This window comes from Neisseria sp. 23W00296, assembly GCF_044772855.1.
GTDB lineage: Bacteria > Pseudomonadota > Gammaproteobacteria > Burkholderiales > Neisseriaceae > Neisseria.
In genome coordinates this window covers 462,904-480,193 of record NZ_CP173024.1, presented here as the reverse complement: position 1 = coordinate 480,193, position 17,290 = coordinate 462,904, and the positions used below count along the sequence as shown (strand labels likewise).

The 17,290-nt window shown below is 61.7% G+C and carries 15 protein-coding genes; 3 read left to right on the top strand and 12 right to left on the bottom strand.

The annotated features are described in order from the left end of the window. Positions 1-124: 124 nt before the first annotated feature. From ACG2K1_RS02580 to ACG2K1_RS02560, 5 genes are all read right to left on the bottom strand, one after another. The gene (locus tag ACG2K1_RS02580) at positions 125-1,342 is read right to left on the bottom strand and encodes a heme biosynthesis HemY N-terminal domain-containing protein (RefSeq protein WP_009427384.1); all 1,218 of its coding nucleotides are present in this window, start codon (positions 1,340-1,342) and stop codon (positions 125-127) included. Then, entirely contained in the window at positions 1,339-2,808 is a 1,470-nt protein-coding gene (locus ACG2K1_RS02575; protein ID WP_395428170.1) for a uroporphyrinogen-III C-methyltransferase, read from the bottom strand. The genes ACG2K1_RS02580 and ACG2K1_RS02575 overlap by 4 nt, the downstream gene beginning before the upstream one ends. After that, positions 2,786-3,556: a uroporphyrinogen-III synthase gene (locus tag ACG2K1_RS02570; RefSeq protein ID WP_395428172.1), complete on the bottom strand. Its 771-nt coding sequence runs from the start codon at positions 3,554-3,556 to the stop codon at positions 2,786-2,788. The genes ACG2K1_RS02575 and ACG2K1_RS02570 overlap by 23 nt, the downstream gene beginning before the upstream one ends. Before the next feature lie 75 nt (positions 3,557-3,631). After that, positions 3,632-4,582 carry a hydroxymethylbilane synthase gene (hemC, locus tag ACG2K1_RS02565; RefSeq protein ID WP_395428173.1) on the bottom strand — a complete coding sequence of 317 codons (951 nt, stop codon included), beginning with the start codon at positions 4,580-4,582 and terminating at the stop codon, positions 3,632-3,634. A 105-nt stretch (positions 4,583-4,687) separates the two neighbouring features. Beyond that, positions 4,688-5,137: an RrF2 family transcriptional regulator gene (locus ACG2K1_RS02560; protein WP_395428174.1), complete on the bottom strand. Its 450-nt coding sequence runs from the start codon at positions 5,135-5,137 to the stop codon at positions 4,688-4,690. A gap of 77 nt (positions 5,138-5,214) precedes the next feature. On the opposite strand from ACG2K1_RS02560, the gene ACG2K1_RS02555 reads away from it, so the two are divergent. Then, positions 5,215-5,583: a hemerythrin domain-containing protein gene (locus ACG2K1_RS02555; RefSeq protein ID WP_395428176.1), complete on the top strand. Its 369-nt coding sequence runs from the start codon at positions 5,215-5,217 to the stop codon at positions 5,581-5,583. An 85-nt stretch (positions 5,584-5,668) separates the two neighbouring features. Further along, positions 5,669-6,829, top strand: coding sequence for an NnrS family protein (locus ACG2K1_RS02550; protein ID WP_009427390.1), 1,161 nt, complete (start codon positions 5,669-5,671; stop codon positions 6,827-6,829). A 418-nt stretch (positions 6,830-7,247) separates the two neighbouring features. On the opposite strand, the gene ACG2K1_RS02545 is transcribed toward ACG2K1_RS02550, so the two are convergent. Together ACG2K1_RS02545 and recQ are read right to left on the bottom strand one after the other, a co-directional pair. Continuing rightward, on the bottom strand, positions 7,248-7,736 hold the full coding sequence (locus ACG2K1_RS02545; protein ID WP_009427391.1) for a DUF456 domain-containing protein: 489 nt from the start codon (positions 7,734-7,736) through the stop codon (positions 7,248-7,250). 60 nt (positions 7,737-7,796) lie between these two features. After that, positions 7,797-10,142, bottom strand: a complete 2,346-nt coding sequence (gene recQ / locus ACG2K1_RS02540; protein WP_395428179.1) for a DNA helicase RecQ — start codon at positions 10,140-10,142, stop codon at positions 7,797-7,799. A gap of 58 nt (positions 10,143-10,200) precedes the next feature. Here recQ and ACG2K1_RS02535 point away from each other — a divergent pair, with 58 nt between their 5' ends. Next, the gene (locus ACG2K1_RS02535) at positions 10,201-10,641 is read left to right on the top strand and encodes a surface-adhesin E family protein (protein WP_009427394.1); all 441 of its coding nucleotides are present in this window, start codon (positions 10,201-10,203) and stop codon (positions 10,639-10,641) included. 129 nt (positions 10,642-10,770) lie between these two features. Here ACG2K1_RS02535 and ACG2K1_RS02530 read toward each other — a convergent pair whose 3' ends face one another. The 5 genes from ACG2K1_RS02530 to ACG2K1_RS02510 form a co-directional block, all read right to left on the bottom strand. After that, positions 10,771-11,499, bottom strand: a complete 729-nt coding sequence (locus ACG2K1_RS02530; protein WP_395428180.1) for a DUF4400 domain-containing protein — start codon at positions 11,497-11,499, stop codon at positions 10,771-10,773. Further along, entirely contained in the window at positions 11,492-13,543 is a 2,052-nt protein-coding gene (gene traD, locus ACG2K1_RS02525; protein WP_395428181.1) for a type IV conjugative transfer system coupling protein TraD, read from the bottom strand. The genes ACG2K1_RS02530 and traD overlap by 8 nt, the downstream gene beginning before the upstream one ends. Position 13,544: 1 nt before the next feature. Then, complete coding sequence (gene mobH / locus ACG2K1_RS02520) at positions 13,545-16,163, bottom strand: MobH family relaxase (RefSeq protein ID WP_395428183.1); 2,619 nt, start codon at positions 16,161-16,163, stop codon at positions 13,545-13,547. Next, a complete protein-coding gene (locus tag ACG2K1_RS02515) occupies positions 16,154-16,591 on the bottom strand; it encodes a hypothetical protein (RefSeq protein ID WP_395428185.1) in 438 nt (145 codons plus the stop codon). Before ACG2K1_RS02515 ends, mobH begins: the two co-directional genes overlap by 10 nt. Before the next feature lie 148 nt (positions 16,592-16,739). Then, positions 16,740-17,258, bottom strand: coding sequence for a hypothetical protein (locus ACG2K1_RS02510; protein ID WP_402838630.1), 519 nt, complete (start codon positions 17,256-17,258; stop codon positions 16,740-16,742). Positions 17,259-17,290 lie beyond the last annotated feature (32 nt).

Genomic DNA, 17,290 nt, shown 5'->3' with positions numbered 1-17,290 from the left:
GTCAAAACCGCTGCCTCGGGCGGCAGGCTCGGGATGCGGAAAGGCCGTCTGAAAACGGCGCCGGCTGCGGGGCAGACGGTTTTCAGACGGCCTTTTCGGTTTGGCGGCCTTAGTGTGTTGGCAATCAGCCTTGCGGCGCGGGCAGGGAAAGTTCGGGTTCGCCCAGCGTCAGGGCGCGCAGGCGCTGTTCCTGCGCGGCGGCTTCGTCGCCCGTTTTGTCGAAAACTTTGGCCAGCGCCAAACGCGCCTGCGGACTGTCGTGTTCGGCGATGGCGGCTTCCAGATAACCCTGCGCCTTGCCCCAAAGCTGCCTGTTTTCGGCAAGTTGGCCGAGGGCGAGCAGGAGGGCGGCGTCTTTTTGGCGCGTTTTCAGCCAGCCTTCAGCGGCATCGAGCGCTTTGAGACGGTCTTTGTCGGCGAGGAATGAAGCGCTGCGCACGAAAGGCGGCAGCAGGTCGGCGCGGCCGTTTTGCGGATAGTGTTTTTCCACCCATGCGGCGGCGGCGGCATACAGGCCGAGGTTTTCGTATTTTTCGGCTACGGCGGCACACAGCGCGCCGTTTTTCATTTCGTCGGGAATCCGCTTCAAAACGCGTTTGAGGCCGTCTGAATCCGAGGCTTCGGCCAGCAGGCGGCGGTATGCCCAGTCGCGGTACTGCGCCGCTTCGTGCGGATTGGCGGCGTTTTGCTTTTGCAGATCGCCGACCTTGTCGAGCACTTCGGCGGCGTCGCCGTGGTCGAAGGCATAACGCAGCTGCAAACGCAGCAGGCGGGTGAGGCGCGGGCTGATTTTGGCGGCGGCGGCCAGGTTTTCTTCGGCGGCGGGGTAGTCGCGGCGGTTGAGCGCGTCTTCGGCCAGCATCAGGTAGCGCGAAAGCTGGGCGGCAGCGGGCAGCGCGGCGATTTCGTGGAGGTAGCGGTCGCGCAGCGCGGCGTCGTTCATGCGGTCGGCGGCATGGGCGGCAATCATCAGCGCCAGCGAGCGGCTTTCGCCCGCTTCTTTGTTGGCGAGGACTTTGGCGGCTTCCTGTTCGGCTTTCTGGTATTTGCCCTCGAAATAGGCCAAACCGGCGGCGTTCAGGTTGCTGCCCGCTTTGCGGCCTTTGCGCGCGGTGCCGAAGCGTTGCAGGCGGGCGGGCACGTTAAACAGGCCGCCCAAAAGCTGGATAACAATGTAAAGCAGCACCACGGCCACAATCAGCGCGGGCACGAAGAGTTTCAAATCAACGCGTGCCAGCGTGTTGCCGACGGCGAAATAGACGTTGCCGCCGAACATGGTGGAGGCTACCGACAGGGCGACGCCTGCGGCGAAGAGGACGATTAACCACAGCAGCGCTTTCATGCCGCACCGCCTTTCGCTTTGGCCGGCTCGGCAGCTTTGGGCGCGGCGGGCTTGGCGTCTTTATTGCCGCCCTCGGCCGGTTTGGCGGTTTTTTCAGACGACTTCTCGGCCGCTTTGTCTCCCGCCTTGTCGGCTTTCGGCGCTTCCTGCGTTTTGGCTTCCTGCGCTTTTTCAGACGGCGCGGCAGGAGCGGAGGCGGGCTGCGCGGCTGCTTCGGAAGCGGCGGTTTCGGCTTTTTCAGACGGCGTTACGGCGGAGGCGGGTGCTTCCTGCGGCGCGGTTTTGACATCGTCCAAGCGCACGGCAACCGTGCCGCGCACGGTGTCCTGATAGGTACGCACGGCGGCCAAGCTGGCTTTGAGCGACTCGTTCGACACTTGGCGCATATCGAGCGATTTGAGGTCGGACAATTCTTTCAGCCAGGCCTGCGTGGCGGGCGAGCGGCTGTCGAAATACTGCTTCACCGCCGCTTCGGCCGCGTTCAAATCGCTCAGGAACACTTCGCCGTTGTGCTGCATCAGGGCGATGCGGGCATCGAGTAGGCGCAGGCGCAGGTTTTCGCGCACGAAATAGGCCTGGTCGGGCGCGAGCAGCATGGCGTCGCTGCTGTCGAGCCTGCGCACTTCCACCAGCCTGCCCAGCTCGGTCAGGGTTTTGCCCCATGTGCGCCGCCACCATGAAGCGTTCGGGTCGTCCTGCGGTTCGGGTTCGGCGCGTCCCGGCTGCAAGGTGCTTTCCAACACCAGCGGCATGCCCGACACGGCGGCTTCGAGGCGGTCGAGGCGCAGCGCGGTGCCCGAAACGTCGAGGTACGGGCGGTTTTTCAGCGCCGCCAAATCGCTGCTGACGGCCTGTTTGATCGGCAGCAGGTCGGCCTGGTCGAAGCGGCTCAGGCGGCTTTCGATGTTTTCCAACACGGCCACCGCCACCGGCACGTTGCCCGAGAGCAGAAGCTGCTGCGAAGCCATGTTCAGCGTGGCTTCGGTTTCGTCCACCAGCCAGTCGGCGCGGCTGCGCAGCAGCTCCTGATAGGCGCGGGAGGTGTTGTCGATGCGCTCGCGGTCGGCTCTCTGGCCGTCTGAAAGCTGCATCAGCGCGGCGGCCAGCTCGGCCTGGCGGCGGTTGTTTTCCTGCAAAATCTTGGCGTTTTCGCTCTCGCCGACGGCGGCTTGGTCGATTTTCTGCGCGAAGGCCATTTCCTGCATTTTCAGCACGTTTTGTCCCTGCACGAACAAAAAGCCGCTGGCGCCGACGGCCAGCAGCGCCAGCACCAGCGCGCCTGCGGCCAAGCCGCGGCCGCCGCTTTGGCGGATAACGACGGGGGCGGGGGCGTTTTGCGTGCCCGCAGCGGCAGAAGCGCTTTCAGACGGCCTGTTCTCGTTTAGGCCGCCTGAAAGCGCTGTGTTCGGGGTTTCGGGCTGAGCGCCGTTGCCGGCGGGGGTTTTATCGGTTTCTTGTCCGCTCATCGGTTTGCTCCGTGTATCGGTTTAAAGTGTCGGCATCGAGCGATTCGATCACTGCGATGTGCTGTGCGTCCGCCGAGTAAAGGGCTTCGGCGACGCGTTTGTGGTGGGTGAAGTATAGCAAGGATTGCAGCATTTGCCTAAACGGCGGCGGCGCGCCTGCGAAGAGGCCGCACACCGCTTCGCCCGAGGCAACCCATGCCGCATCGGGCTTGGCGGCGGCCACGGCAGGCCAATCTATCGCGGCAGGCCGTCTGAAATACACTTCGGCGGCGCTCACGGAAAACCCGCGCCGCCGCAGCGCGTCGGCGAGCCATTCGCGCCCGCCATTTCCGCGCACAATCAGGATTTCTGCGCCGCGCGGCAGGGTGTCCCACACGCCCATCCGCAGCACGGCTTCGCTGTCCCTGCCGTCGGCGGGGGCGAGCACGGGGTGCGGACAATAAGTTTGCAGGGCTTTGCGGCTGGCCTCGCCGACGGCAATCTGCACGATGCGGCCGTCTGAAAAATCCACATGCGGCGCGGCGGCGGCCACGGCGGAGGGGCTGACCCAGAACACGGCGGCGGCCGTCTGAAAACGCGCGGGCAACGCGGCGAGGGCGGCGGCATCGGGTTCAATCAGAAAGGGGGCGGCAACGATGCCGCGCCAGCCCGCGGCGGCGCAGGTTTGCAGGTCGGCGGCTGCCTGTTCGGGCGGGCGGACGATCAGAAGGGTTTTCATGGCGGATGGAGGTTGGATGGGAGAGGGCATCAGGCCGTCTGAAACACGGGAACCTGTTTCTGAAACCTGTTTCTGCGGGGCGGCGGCGCTGGGTTTGGCGGGCGTTTAATCCTGTTTTTGCGCCTGTTCGGCCAGCACGACGTCGATCAGGGCTTCGGCGTCCTGTTCGGCCAGGCGTTTGGCGACGGCGCGGCCGAGGGCGTCGGCGTAAGCGGCGGGGGCTTGGGCGGCAGCTCGGATGATAACCGAGCCGTCGGGGTGGCCGACAAGGCCGCGCAGGGTGAGCGTGCCGTCGTCTTCGGTGCAGTAGGCGGCCAGCGGGATTTGGCAGCTGCCGCCGAGGGCGCGGGCAAGGGCGCGTTCGGCGGTGACGCAGGCGGCGGTGGCAGGGTGGTTGAGGGGGGCGAGGACGCTGAGGAGGTCGGTGCGGTGCGCGGCGGTTTCGATGCCGAGCGCGCCTTGTCCTGCGGCGGGCAGACTGTCGGCGAGGCTGAGGATTTCGCGGATGCGGCCGTCGAGGCCGAGGCGCTGCAATCCTGCGGCGGCGAGGATGATGGCGTCGTAGTCGCCGTTGTCGAGTTTGGCAAGGCGGGTTTGCACGTTGCCGCGCAGGGGTTTGATAAGAAGGTGGGGATATTTGGCGCGTAGCTGGGACTCGCGGCGCAGGCTGGATGTGCCGACAATGGCGCCGTCGGGCAGCTCGGCGAGGCTGTCGTAGCGGTTGGAGACGAGTGCGTCGAAGGGGCTGGCACGTTCGCCGATGGCGGCGAGGGTGAAGCCGTCGGGCAGATCCATGGGCACGTCTTTTACCGAGTGGACGGCCAAGTCGGCGCGGCCGTCGGCCAGGGCTTGTTCGAGTTCTTTGACGAAAAGTCCTTTGCCGCCGACTTTGGACAGGGTGCGGTCAAGGATTTGGTCGCCGCGCGTGGTCATGCCGAGGATGGTGATGTCGCAGGCGGGATAGAGGGCTTTCAGACGGCCTTTGATGTGTTCGGCCTGCCACATGGCCAGGGCGCTTTCGCGGCTGGCGATAACGAGTTTTGCGGGTGCGTTCACGAGTTGTCCTTGCTGTGGGAAATGCGGCGCAGTTTAACAGAATCAGGCCGTCTGAAAAAAAGCGGCGGGGCGTTTTCAGACGGCCTTGGGGCGGCGGCGCTGCGCTCAGGCGCTTGCGGCGGCGAGGGTGATTTTGGGCGTGTAGAGCATGTCGAAGGTGGGCTTGTTGATGAGGTCGGCGAGGGTGAATTTGTCGAGATGATCGAGAAAGGCTTTGCCCGCGTCGTTGAGCACGGCAGTGAGCAGGCAGCAGGAGGTGAGCAGACACTGGTTGCCCGCGCCCATGCATTCGACCAGTTTCATCGGCTCCATATGGCGGACAACGTCGCCGATGCGGATGAGCTCGGAGCGCCGCCGCAACCGCAGGCCGCCGCCTTTGCCGCGCACGCTTTCAAGAAAACCGCCTTTTACGAGGGCGGTAACGACTTTCATCAGATGGCTTTTGGAGATGCCGTAGACTTCGGCGATGGAGGAGATGTTGACCAGGTCTTCGTTGTTCACTGCGGCGTAGGCCAAAACGCGCAGCGCGTAGTCGGTTTGTTGGGTCAGGTACATGTTGCCAGCGCAATGTTAAAGTTTCATAATATGTGCAACATTATACACAAACCGCCCGCAGCCGTAGGACAAAAACAATGAAACGCCATCCTGCCCTCATCCCCCTGTCGCACGAGCACCACCACACACTCGCCCTGTGCACGCGCATCCTGCGCCATCCCGAAACCGACCATTCCGCCGACATCAACGAACACTACATCGACTTGGAAAAACACTTCGTCCACGAAGAAACCATGTTCGCCCCGCTGTGGGACAAACTCGGCCGCGACGACCTGCGCGGCCGCTTCGAAGCCGAACACACCGAATTGCGCGAAATGCACGTTTCCCCCGACTACACCAACCCCGCCTGGAACGTAAAATTCGCCACCCTGCTGCGCGATCATGCCCGTTTTGAAGAGCGCGAACTCTTCCCCGCCATCGAAACCCTGCTGCCGCCCGCAGAATGACAAAAAGGCCGTCTGAAAAAACGGTTTGAACCCGTTTCAGGCGGCCTCAAACACGAAAAACCAAACCACAAGAAAACACACCGCCATGACCTTCTCCAAACACCCCGTCTGGGCGATGGCCTTCCGCCCGCTCTACTCCCTCACCGCCATCTACGGCGCCATCTCCGTCCTCCTCTGGGGCTTCGGCTACCAAGGCACTTCCGCCCTGCCCGGCTTCTTCTGGCACGCCCACGAAATGATTTGGGGCTACGCCGGCGGCGTGGTCGTCGCATTCCTGCTCACCGCCGTCGCCACCTGGACAAAACAGCCGCCCGTCGGCGGCGGCAGGCTGATTCTGCTTGTCTCCTGCTGGCTGCTGGCACGCCTCTTCTCCTTCATCCCGCAAACCGCCCTCCTCTCCGGCCTCTGCGGCACCGCCTTCTACTGGCTCGCCGCCTACTACATGGGACAATCCGTCTTCGCGGCAAAAAGCAGCCGCAACTACATTGCCGTTGCCGCCCTCGTTCTGATGGGCATCACCGTCGCCGCCTTCCACACCGCCCTATACATGGGCAACAGTGCCAACCTGCAGCAAAACCTGTTTGCCGGACTCGTCATGGTCGCCGGCTTTATCGGCCTGATCGGCTCGCGCATCATCGCCTTCTTCACCTCGCGCCGCCTCAACACCCCGCAGCCCGCCTCGCCGCAATGGGCACTGGTCGCCCCCCTCGCCCTGCCCATGCTGATGGCCGCACTGATGACCGCCCGCGCCGCCCTGCCCGTCGCCGCCCTCTGCGGCATCGCCTGCGGCATCCTCGGCCTCGTGCAGACCGTGCGTTGGTGGGCGAAAGGCACGGCCAAAGAGCCCCTGTTGTGGACGCTGCACGCAGGCTACGCCGCCACCGCCCTCGGACTGATTGTGATGGGCATCGGCCAATGGCAGCCGCAGCTGATGAGCGCGGGCGTGCACTTCGTTGCCGTCGGCGGCATCGGCATGCTCACCGTCAGCATGATGACCCGCACCGCCCTCGGCCACACCGGCCGCAACCTCTACCCCGCGCCCAAACCCATGCCCACGGCCTTCTTGCTGATGCTCGCCGCCCTGCTTGTCCGCGTCCTCGCCGCCGTCATGCTCTACGTCAACCAAACCGGCTACCAACACAGCCTGCGCCTCTCCGCCGTCCTCTTTGCCGCATCCCTGCTCATCTACGCCTGGCGCTACACCCCCTGGCTGCTGCGCCCCCGCCTCGACGGCAAACCCGGCTGACCCGCCGCACTGCCGAAACAAAAGGCCGTCTGAAAGATTCAGACGGCCTTTTGCCGTTGCGGCACGGAAGATTGGCGGAACGGGACAAACGGGAGGCCGTCTGAAACCAAAAATCCCGCAGCACACCAAGCTCCCTCCCCTGCGCCCGCGCGGGGGAGGGTTGGGGAGAGGTGGCGATTCGTAGAACTGCATTTTCCGCCGCTACCCGCAAAAGTTGCCGCAGCGGCGCAAGCCCCCACCCTAGCCCTTCCCCGCGCGGGCGCAGTGGAGGGAATGCTGTTGTCCCGACAGATTTCAGAAACGTCATTCCTGCTCAAGCGGGAACGGCCTCAAAATCATCCTGAAAAGCCGAAAGGCCGTCTGAAAACGGGGATTCAGACGGCCTCTTGTCTTTTCAAACGGCCTATAAAACAGGTTCTCAAAACAGGCCGTAGAGCCACACGCCCAGCAGTGTCAGCACGATGGCGGCGGCGCAGCCGATTTTGGCGGCCGTGCCGACAATAAAGCCGACGAAGGCGCCGAGGCCGACTTTTCCCGCGCGCAAAGCTTCGCGGCGGGCGGCGAATTCGCCTGCGGCCGCGCCGAGCAGCGGGCCGAGCAGCAGGCCGGGGATGCCGAAGAAAGCTCCGGCGATACCGCCGAAAAACGAGCCCCACAGCGCTTCGCGGCTCGCGCCGGTGAATTTGGCGCCGAGCACGCCCGCGACGTAGTCGGTGGCCGTGCCGATGGCGGCGAGGATGCCGACGGCGGTAATCGTGCCGCCGCCTATCGTTTGGTAGCCGTCGGCATAACCGAGCAGCCACGCGCCCGCAAACATCAGTATCAGGCCGGGCAGCGCGGGATAAACCGTGCCGAACAGGCCGGCAATCAGGGCGGCGATGCCGAGGATAATCAGAAAAACGGTCATGGGTGTCCTTTCGGGCGGGAGGCCGTCTGAAACGGTTTCAGACGGCCTCAAACAAGGGTTTCAGACGGCCTCTTCGCGGCAGATTTGCAGGATTTCGCTGCCGTAGCGGGCGGTTTTTTCTGCGCCCATGCCGTGGATGGCGGCCAGGTCGTCTAGGGTTTGCGGCTGTTTGGCGGCGATGGCGCGCAGGGCGATTTTGCTGAGGATGCGGAAGTCTTCCTCGCCTTCGGCGGCGGCAGTGGCGGCACACCATTGTGTCAGGCGGCGGGCGAGATTGCGGCGGCGTTCGGCCTCGGGCGGGAGGCCGTCTGAAAAGGGGCGGCAGAGGGCGAGGATGTCGGCGCCGTAGCGTTCGGTGCGCACTTTGCCGAGGCCGTAAACGGCGGCGAGGTCGATGGTTTCGGCGGGCGGGTTGCGCGCGAGGTCGTCTATGCTGTCGTCGGGGAAGACGGTGTGCAGGGCGGTGTTTTCGCTTTCGGCCTGACGCCGGCGCCATTGGCGCAGGGCGGCGGCCAGTTCGGCGGCGCGGGGGTTGCCGTCTGTGTCGTTAAGGCCGTCTGAAAGGGCGGGCGGCTCGGCGGCAAAGTCTGTTTCAGACGGCCTGTTATGTTCCTGCGCGGCGGCGGTGACGGCGAGGATTTCGTCGCCGTATTTGTCGATTTTGGCCGCGCCCAGGCCGTAGATGTCGTGCAGGGCGGCGCGGCTTTGCGGTTGTTTTTCCACCAAATCGCGCAGGGTTTTGTCGCCGCAGACGACGTAGGCGGGCACTTCTTCGGCGCGGGCGCGTTCGAGCCGCCAGTGGCGCAGCGCCTGCCACAGGCGTTCTTCGCGTTCGGTGCGCAGCCAGGTGTCCTGCGGGCTGCGGGTGGCGGCTTTGTCGCGTTTGAGCGGGCGCAGCATGACGGTTTCGCTGCCTTTGAGCACGGGCACGGCGGCTTCGGTGAGGCGCAGGGCGTGGTAGTTTTGCGCGTCGGTTTCGAGGTAGCCCAGGCCGATGCACTGGCGGATGATGCCGCGCCATTCTTTGTCGGACAAATCGGCGCCGATGCCGTAGGTGGAGAGGGTGTCGTGGCGGTTGTCGCGTATCCATTGGTCGGCTTTGCCGCGCAGGATGTTGATGATGTAGCCGGAGGAGAAGCGTTGTCCGGCGCGGTAGACGCAGCTGAGGAGTTTGCGCACGTTTTCGGTGGCGTCGAAGCGCACGGGCGGGTGCAGGCAGTTGTCGCAGTGGCCGCATGGTTCAATGGTTTCGCCGAAGTGGCGCAGGAGGGCGGCGCGGCGGCAGGCGGCGGTTTCGCACACGGCAAACATGGCGTCGAGTTTTTGCAGCTCGATTTGTTTTTGGAAGTCGTCGCCCGTGCCGGTTTGGATGCGCTCGCGCAGCAGGGCGTAGTCGTTGAGGCCGTAGCACAGCCAGCTTTGCGCGGGCAGGCCGTCGCGTCCGGCGCGGCCGCTTTCCTGATAGAAGTGTTCGATGCTCTGCGGCATGTCGAGGTGGGCGACGAAGCGTACGTCGGGTTTGTCGATGCCCATGCCGAAGGCGACGGTGGCGACGATGGTGAGGCCGTCTTCGTGGGTGAAGCGGTGTTGGGCGGCTTCGCGCTGCGCCATGCCCATGCCCGCGTGGTAGGCGGCGGCGGGGATGCCGTTTTCGTTGAGGAAGGCGGCGGTGTCGTCGACTTTTTTGCGGCTCAGGCAGTAGACGATGCCGCTTTGCCCGGGCGGCTGCTGTTTGATGAATTGCAGGAGCTGTTTTTTGCCGCCGTTTTTTTCGACGACTTGGTAGTAGATGTTCGGGCGGTCGAAACCGGCGACGAATTCGCGGGCGTTTTCGAGTTTGAGATAGTGTTTGATGTCGGCGCGGGTTTCGGCGTCGGCGGTGGCGGTGAGGGCGATACGGGGAATATTGGGGAAGCGTTCGGCCAGAAGGCCGAGGCGGCGGTATTCGGGGCGGAAGTCGTGTCCCCACTGGCTGACGCAGTGGGCTTCGTCGATGGCAAAGAGGCTGACGGGTGTGTGGTCGAGAAAACGCAGGAAACGCTCGGTAACAAGGCGTTCGGGCGACACATAAAGCAGTTTCAGACGGCCTTGGGCGATGTCTTCGGCAATCTGCCGCACGTCGTCGGGCGGCGTGCCGCTGTGTACCGCCGCGCAGTGCACGCCCGCCGCGCGCAGGTTGGCGACCTGGTCGTTCATCAGCGCAATCAGCGGCGACACAACAATGGCGACACCCTCGCGCATCAGCGCGGGAATCTGGTAGCACAGCGATTTGCCGCCGCCCGTGGGCATCAGCACCAGCAGGCTCTGCCCGCCCGCGAGCGTGTCGACGATTTCGGCCTGGCTGCCGCGAAAGGCCGGATAGCCGAACACACCGTTCAGAATCTCGAGCGCGCGCGGGTTGGACATAAAGCGTTTTCCGTTATAATGGGCGCGTTATTGTAAAGGCCGTCTGAAAGGATAGCAAATGAACGCAAAACGCACCCTCCGCCTTGCCGCACTGCCCGCGCTGGCGGCTTTTTTTCTGGCAGGCTGCCCGATGAACAACGTGCCGCAGGCCGGCGGCGACTGGCACAATATGGGCGAGGCGGGCAACGGCAACCTGATGCTGGCCGTCGATAAAAACAGCATCAAACGCAACGGCGCACTCGTCACCTTCCGCGACCGCAAAATCGTCGTCGACATGAAAAACGAGCGCTTTGTCAACGTTCCCGCCTACAAAACCGCCATCAGCACTTGGGAAATGCACTGCACCAACAAAACCTTCCGCCTCACCGCGTCCACGCTTTACGACGAAAAAGGCAAAATCATCTCCGACGAAAGCTACAGCGCCATCGACATCCGCCCGATGGCCGTGCCGCCCAATTCGCTTACCGACGAACAGCGCAAAATCGTCTGCGCGCCGTAAACCGCATTTTATGTGAGTTGGGCTAGATACTCGCCCTCAAGGAATAGATTTGAAGAATTTGAGAATACCGCAACAAGAAAATTCACGGCAGGCAGAGATTAACTCAAATTATCACTTGACGCAAGGATATTACAGATATTTTTTCAAAAACTTCGCTTGTAGGTAAATCATGGCTTCTAGTACGCCGACAGGCAGCATCAGCCATAAGGGAGAAGTCGCGATCGGCCATGACAGATAGGCTAGGAGACCGGCGGACAAGATGCCGGTTCGCCAGTATTTTGCCCGATGGTAGATGCCCGCGCTTTCGCGCGAGGCGTTTTCCTGGCGGATACGCCGTTGGATAAAGCCGTCGGTCAGCGCGGGAACGGCCAGATAGAGGGCGAACATGGCGAAAAATACGGCGTTGCCCAATCTCAGCGAGATGATACGCAAGGCTTGGTCAAAGCGCTCGAGATGGCGACGGTTGGGTTCGAGAAGGCGTTCTTTGGCGGTATAGCCGGGATCGTCCGCTTCTGCCGACAGCAGGTAGTTGATCGGAATCCAGTCGTAAAGAACGGTAGAAAGTGCCTGATAGACAGTGCGGCTGACAGTCAGGTTAAAGCCGGTTCCGCTGCTTTCGGTGTTTCTGCCGTCCGGCTGCGCCCACTGCTGCCACAGGCTGCGGCTGCCCATACGGACGGTAGCCGTCAGCTCCTGTTCCAACAGGTCGTTTTGGTGGAAGTAGCTTTGCAGCAGGATTGAACTGCCGAACAAGATCAGTACCGCCAGGCAGAGGATTTTCAGCCATCTGACCGGGGCGCTCAGAAAGCGCAGCAGTAAGGATTCGGCCATGAAGTCCTGTTGGGGTTTCTTAGCCATATCGCCGTCCTTCGACAAATAATTCTTCTTCGTCGTTTTCCGGTTTGCGGCTCAGGCGGACGGTTTCCCGCATCCGTTCCGCCATTTTGACGAGATCGTCGGGTGCGTCACTGTCCGGATCAGGCAAGGGCAGCGGCAGGCGTAACTTATACAGGTTGCCGCCTTCCAAAAGGGCGAAAGCCTGGCCTTTGGGCAGCGAGGTCAGGTCGGCTGGCATCAGTGTCGGCACGGTTTCACTGCTCAGACGGTCTTCATTGCTGCTGGTAAAATCTTCGTAGCCTTCGGGGCTGGCGATGTCGCCCGCGCCGGAAACCAGCGTGCCGGTTACCACACGCACGTCGGGAAGTTGGGAGGTTAGCATTTGGGCGGTGGATTCAAGTTTAACGCGCAGCATGATCATGGTGTTGAAGTTGCCGCCCATCTGTTCGGCCTTGGCTTTGGAGCCGATTTTGGCTTCCACGTCCGACCAGGTCTGGGTGTAGGCGGTAACTTGGTAGCCCGCGCCGCCGGCTTTGTTGAGCATGGGGATGAATTCGTTGCCGATCAGTTCGTTGAACTCGTCGGCATGGATGGCGACTTTGCGTTTGCCGGTGGTGCCGGACTGGCCGTAGCCGTGGCCGTGTTTGTAAATCTGTCCGGCCAGCGACGTGAGATCGGCAAACATGGCGTTGCCGACGGCAGCCGCCACTTCGGCGTCGGTCAGCGCATCGAGACCGACATACACCACTGCGTTTTGCTCCATCACTTTGCGCCAGTCCATAATCGGGCGGGTGTCGTCCAGATTTTCAAAATCGGGGCTGATCAGTTCCACCACTTTGCCGCTGGTTAGTTTTTCCAACAGCGGATACAGCGAGCTGACCAGCTTTTCAAAATAGCTGCGTTCGTTGCCCAAAATACCGGCTACCGCATCACTCAGGGCGTTGTTCAGTTTTTTGCGTTTGAGAAACTGAGACAGTTTGACCGCTTCCATACTGCGCCCGGTCTTGCTGACCTGTTGCGCTTCTGCTTTCGACAGTTCGAAATCTTCAAACTCTTCCGCCCATCCCGGGCATTCCTTATCCAGCACCGACACGAAATACTGTGCCGCCAAATCGTCGACATTGACCGCACAGCGGTAAATCAGGATGTAGCTCGGTTTGATCGACAGGGCTTCCATCATCTTGCCCAGCACATTGACAAATCGCCAAACAAAATCGCGGAAAGCCGCCGACTGCCCCTCGTCGGGCAGGTTGTTGGCGATACGGGTGGCCACTTCCGTGATGCGGGTAAAGTCGCCGATCGGGTTGTAGCGGCAGGACTGTTCGGGGAACCCGAGATGGAACATGTAAAACGGCCGTCCGGCTTTGCGGGCGGCGGCATACATGGCCAGCATCAGATCGGCATCGCCTTTCGGGTCGAAGGTAATGACCGTATCACCGCGCATAATGTCTTGGTTAATCAGAATCTCAGCCAAGCGGGTTTTGCCGACACGGGTCGTGCCCAGCACGATGGTATGGCCGACCCGCTCGCCCAACGGAAACCAGATATCCGATTCGTAAGGCTCCACGCCGTGCAGCTCGGGTTTTCCGCCTACCGGCGGCAGCGGTGCGACAGGGTTCCACCATGCCTGTGCCGCAGTGCGGCGGGTCAGCCACGATTGGCCTTCGGTATTGATTTCTTTCTGCCTTGCCCAACGGTACAGCCGCCCCGGTTCGAGCAGTTTTTCGTTTTCAGGCAGTCTTGCCATCAGCAGGCGCTGGGTGTGGGTCTGCGTCCATTTGAAGCCTTTGCCGAGAAACAGCGCCTTGTCCGATACCGGTATCTGTGCCGGCGTCATGGCGTAGAACGACAGCCGGCTCAGGTTGCGGCGGTAGCGGCGGATACGTAAACCCTGTTTGGTGCGCAGGGCGGACAGTGCCAGCAGTACCGGCGCGCTTAATGCGACGGCGGCGGGCGGTACGGGCAGGAATACCGTGCCCAGTGCCGCCGTCAGGTAGGAAACCGACGAAACCAGTTCGTGCGGTTTACGGTAGACGTTTTCCGGCGGACGGATGGTAATGCCCATATCAGGCCTCCTTTGCAGTGTCCGAAGCCAGACCCGCGTCGAGCAGGTCGCCTTCGGCGATGGTGATGTCGGGATTGTTCGGCGGGCGGCTGTCGGCGCGGATGATGTGGTGCAGGTTTTCTTCGGGAATCAGATAGCAGTAGAACAGCCGCTTTCTGCTGCCCTTGGCGGTTTCAACGTTAAACAACGCGGTGCGCTTGCTGCGTTTGTGCAGTTTCAGACCGACAAAACCGCGCTGCGCCCGTACGCCCGGGCAGTTTTCGTCGTTTTTATTGAACACGCCGCCTGCGTAGTCGCGAAAGATGGCGGGAGAGACCAACAGCATACCCTGCGATACGAAATGTACCGGTGCACCGCTTTGATTGACGGTAATGCTGCCGTCGGCCAGACCGGCAGCCAGCCACATCCAGAAATGGCGGCCGTCCTGCTGTTGGCGCAGGCGGACATCTTCAAATGCATCGGCGACAGCCGTACCGTCCGTGCTGTTTTCAGACAGTCTTTGTGCGTTTTCAGGCTGCTTGTCGGGTGGTGTTTCAGACAGTACCTGCGCCGTTTCAAGCTGCCTTGCAGCGTGTTCAGACGGTCTTTCAGGCTGCCCGTCCACTTCTTCCGCAACAAATGGCGGCGGTGCGGCGGCATCGGGGTTCTGTACCTTGACCGGACGCGGCGAGCGCGGTGCTTTGGCGGTGCGTTCCGCCTGTATTTCGGCCAGTCCGGCGGCGGCATCCTGCTGCGGCGGCAGGCTGTCCGCACCGTCTTCAAACAGCTTTTGCAGCACTTTCAGACCGGCCGCGCTGTTAGCTTGTGATTTTTTCGGTTTGGGAGAAGAGCGGTTTGCTGCCCCAGTTTCCTGCTTTTCAGGCTGCCTTTTGGGTGTGTTTTCAGACGGTTTTTGTGTATTTTCAGACGGCCTTTCAGACTGCGCTGCCGCTGCCTGCTGCGCAGCGGCGATTTCGTTTTCTGCCCCAGTTTCTTCATCGTCGTCAAGCAGCCCGTGTTTGGCCAGCAGTGCGTCAATGCCGCCGGAAGTATCGGCGGGACTGCTTGCATTTTCAGGCTGCCCTGCGGGCGGTTTTTCAGACAGTCTTTGTGCGTTTTCAGGCTGCCTTGGCGTTTCGCGGTATTCAGACAAGTCGGCAGCGGTAGCCATAAATCGTGTTTGAAGTTCCGACGTTGCCTCAGTTTCGTTTCCGATATGGTTTTCTGTCTCAGTGTCCCGACGCTTGCGCGGCGGGGGCGGGATGTCGGCGGGAATAACGGATTCCGCCGACTGCAAGGTATTTTCTGCCCCAGTTTCCTGTTTTTCGGTGTCGCTGCTGCCCTGATGTTGGGCGGGACTTTGGTCGCTGCTGACGTTCAGGCTGCCTGCAAACTCAGCAGGATAGTTTCCGTCGGGGTACAGGGTTTCCAGTTTGAAGGCCAGCATGGTGAAACGCTGGGCGCGCGTTTCGCCGTCGCTGCGCGTAAAAGCGATATCGACGGCGGTAACGGCACGGCGTTCGTCTGCGGGATTGGGAAGCACCGCGCCGTATTCCAGCAGGGTGTCGAATACGCGCTGGTTGTCGGACGGAAAAGAGGGGGCGGCCGGATGCTTGGTCTGTTTCAGAAACTCGCGGATGCGGTCGGGGACGTGTTTGGACACCATGTACACCGTGCCGCCCTGCCGGAACAGGTCGCCGCCGGCAGAGGATGCGACGCTGAACCAGCGGCCGCGCTCGGCGAGCATTTCGACCAGGGTTTCCATCACGGTTTCAATCAGCGGCGTGCGTCTGGCGGTAGCGAAACGCTGGCGGGAGCCGCTTTTCAGGTCGCGGGCGGTGGAAGCCATGTCCGCCTTGCGGACAATGTCGGCAAACGGACTGCCTTCGTGCTGCCCGCTCAGATACTGCCTCAGCGCGGGCAGCAGCTTCGGGTCGCCGGAAGCCAGCCAGCGGCGCACGGTGGCGGGAACAATAGCGGCAAAAAACGTCCAGGCCAGTTCGGCATGCAGGGTGTAGGGGGCTTTGTGTTCGGGAAAGGATACGCGGTACCAGCGGCCGCCGTTCTGCGCCATATTGCCTGCATCGGGCAGCCACGGACTGCCCTGCGCATCTTCGGCATGCTCGAAGAGTTCTACGGTTACGCCGGTCAGGGTTTTGCCGATGTCGTGCAAAAGCGCGGCGGTCAGGATGCCGAAACGCCACGGTGCGCCCAAGCGGGCAATGTCTTCGGTTTGCGCGCCGGGCGGCCAACTGCGGGCTGCTGCGGCAGTCAGTGCGAGCACCGCCACATCGAGCGTGTGGCGCACCAGCCCGCCGTCGCCCGCATGGTGGTGCGATTCGGAAGCGGGCAGCCGCTGGACGAAGACGATGTAGGCATACAGCGTCGGCAGCGCGTCGCGTCGCCAGTTTTCGTCTGACAGCCCGAGATTGGCCTTGATATTGGCCAGTACCGGATCGAGATCGAGCAGACGGACAAGCTCCTCCGCATCCAGTACGCGGAATCTGCCGTTTGCCGTATCGGGCAGGTGTTCGCGGGTTTGAACGGTTGCGGCGGGCAAATGTTTTTCGGGATGGTAAAAGAGATAGAGCAGAATCAGGATGACGGCGGCGGCGATGACCGCATACCATGTCAGCGACATAAGGCGCCCCCTGTTGCAGCGGCCAAGAGCCAGGATGCTGCCTCAGCTTCAGAAGTATGCGGGACAGACAGCTGTACCAGTTCGGATACGGCGGTGCGCGCACAGAAGGCGTGAAAAGACTCATGCAGGCTGTTCCAGTGCGCGGTGCGTCCGACGGCTGTACCGCAGGCATGCCAGTAGAAGCCGTCGAAACCGGAGGCCAGCGCCTGAGCCAGTGTCCGGTCGCTGCTGTCGGCGGGCAATGTGTCCAGCAGGGCGGCAGTATGTGCGGCCAGTACGCTGCTGCTATCCGCTTCGCCGAGCGTCAGTTGCTCCATAAAACCGCCGCACCGGGCGATGCGGTAAGCCAATACCGCCGGCCACAGCGGCGAAACACCGTGCAGACGCTCAAGGCTGCGGTGCAGATGCATGAAATGTTCGGGCTGCATGGCGTTTCGGCTCCGTCGGACAAATGCCCCAAGTATTTCGGACAAAAACGCGCAGAAGCAAGCAACAAAGTGAAAAACAGGTTTCTTGCGTTGTTGCTTGCTTTTTCAGGCTGTTTGTGCTGCGGCTTTATGGCGTTTTAACGGATTGTTATTCAAAGAATAACAATCCGTTTGCCTTTAAAGTCTTTTGGGATTTTCCCTTAAAACCTTTTCCTCTTAGCCTTAAATCTTTTCCCTTTGCCTTTGGGGCTGTTGCAAAAAAAAGCGGGGTGCGTGCTTTAAGCACCCCGCTTTTTGGCTTTTGGATAATCGCCCTTACCTTTGCTTTATTTATTTGAAACAATGAATTGCCAGATTTGGAAAACCATGCTGCCTGATAGGCCAACCGCGTACTATGCAAAAAACAGATGCGCCTTGTCAAGCAACAAAAGAAATCGGACTTTTTTCCTTTGTTGCATGACTTTTCAGGATTTTTTGTCAAAAATGCCGGGCAGGTGCGGCAGGATTTTATGCCGCAAATCGCCAACCGAGGCAGCCGGGTAAGGATGGGGGCATCTCGAACCGAAAGCCTGTCAGACAATACGTCCGGCCGCGTATTTTCCGGTTCGGACAGTCCGCACACCCGTGTGCCGCAATATCCTGAGAAGTATTGCGTCAGCAGTGCCATCGCACCGCACTGCCGACTGTCCGAACCCGAAA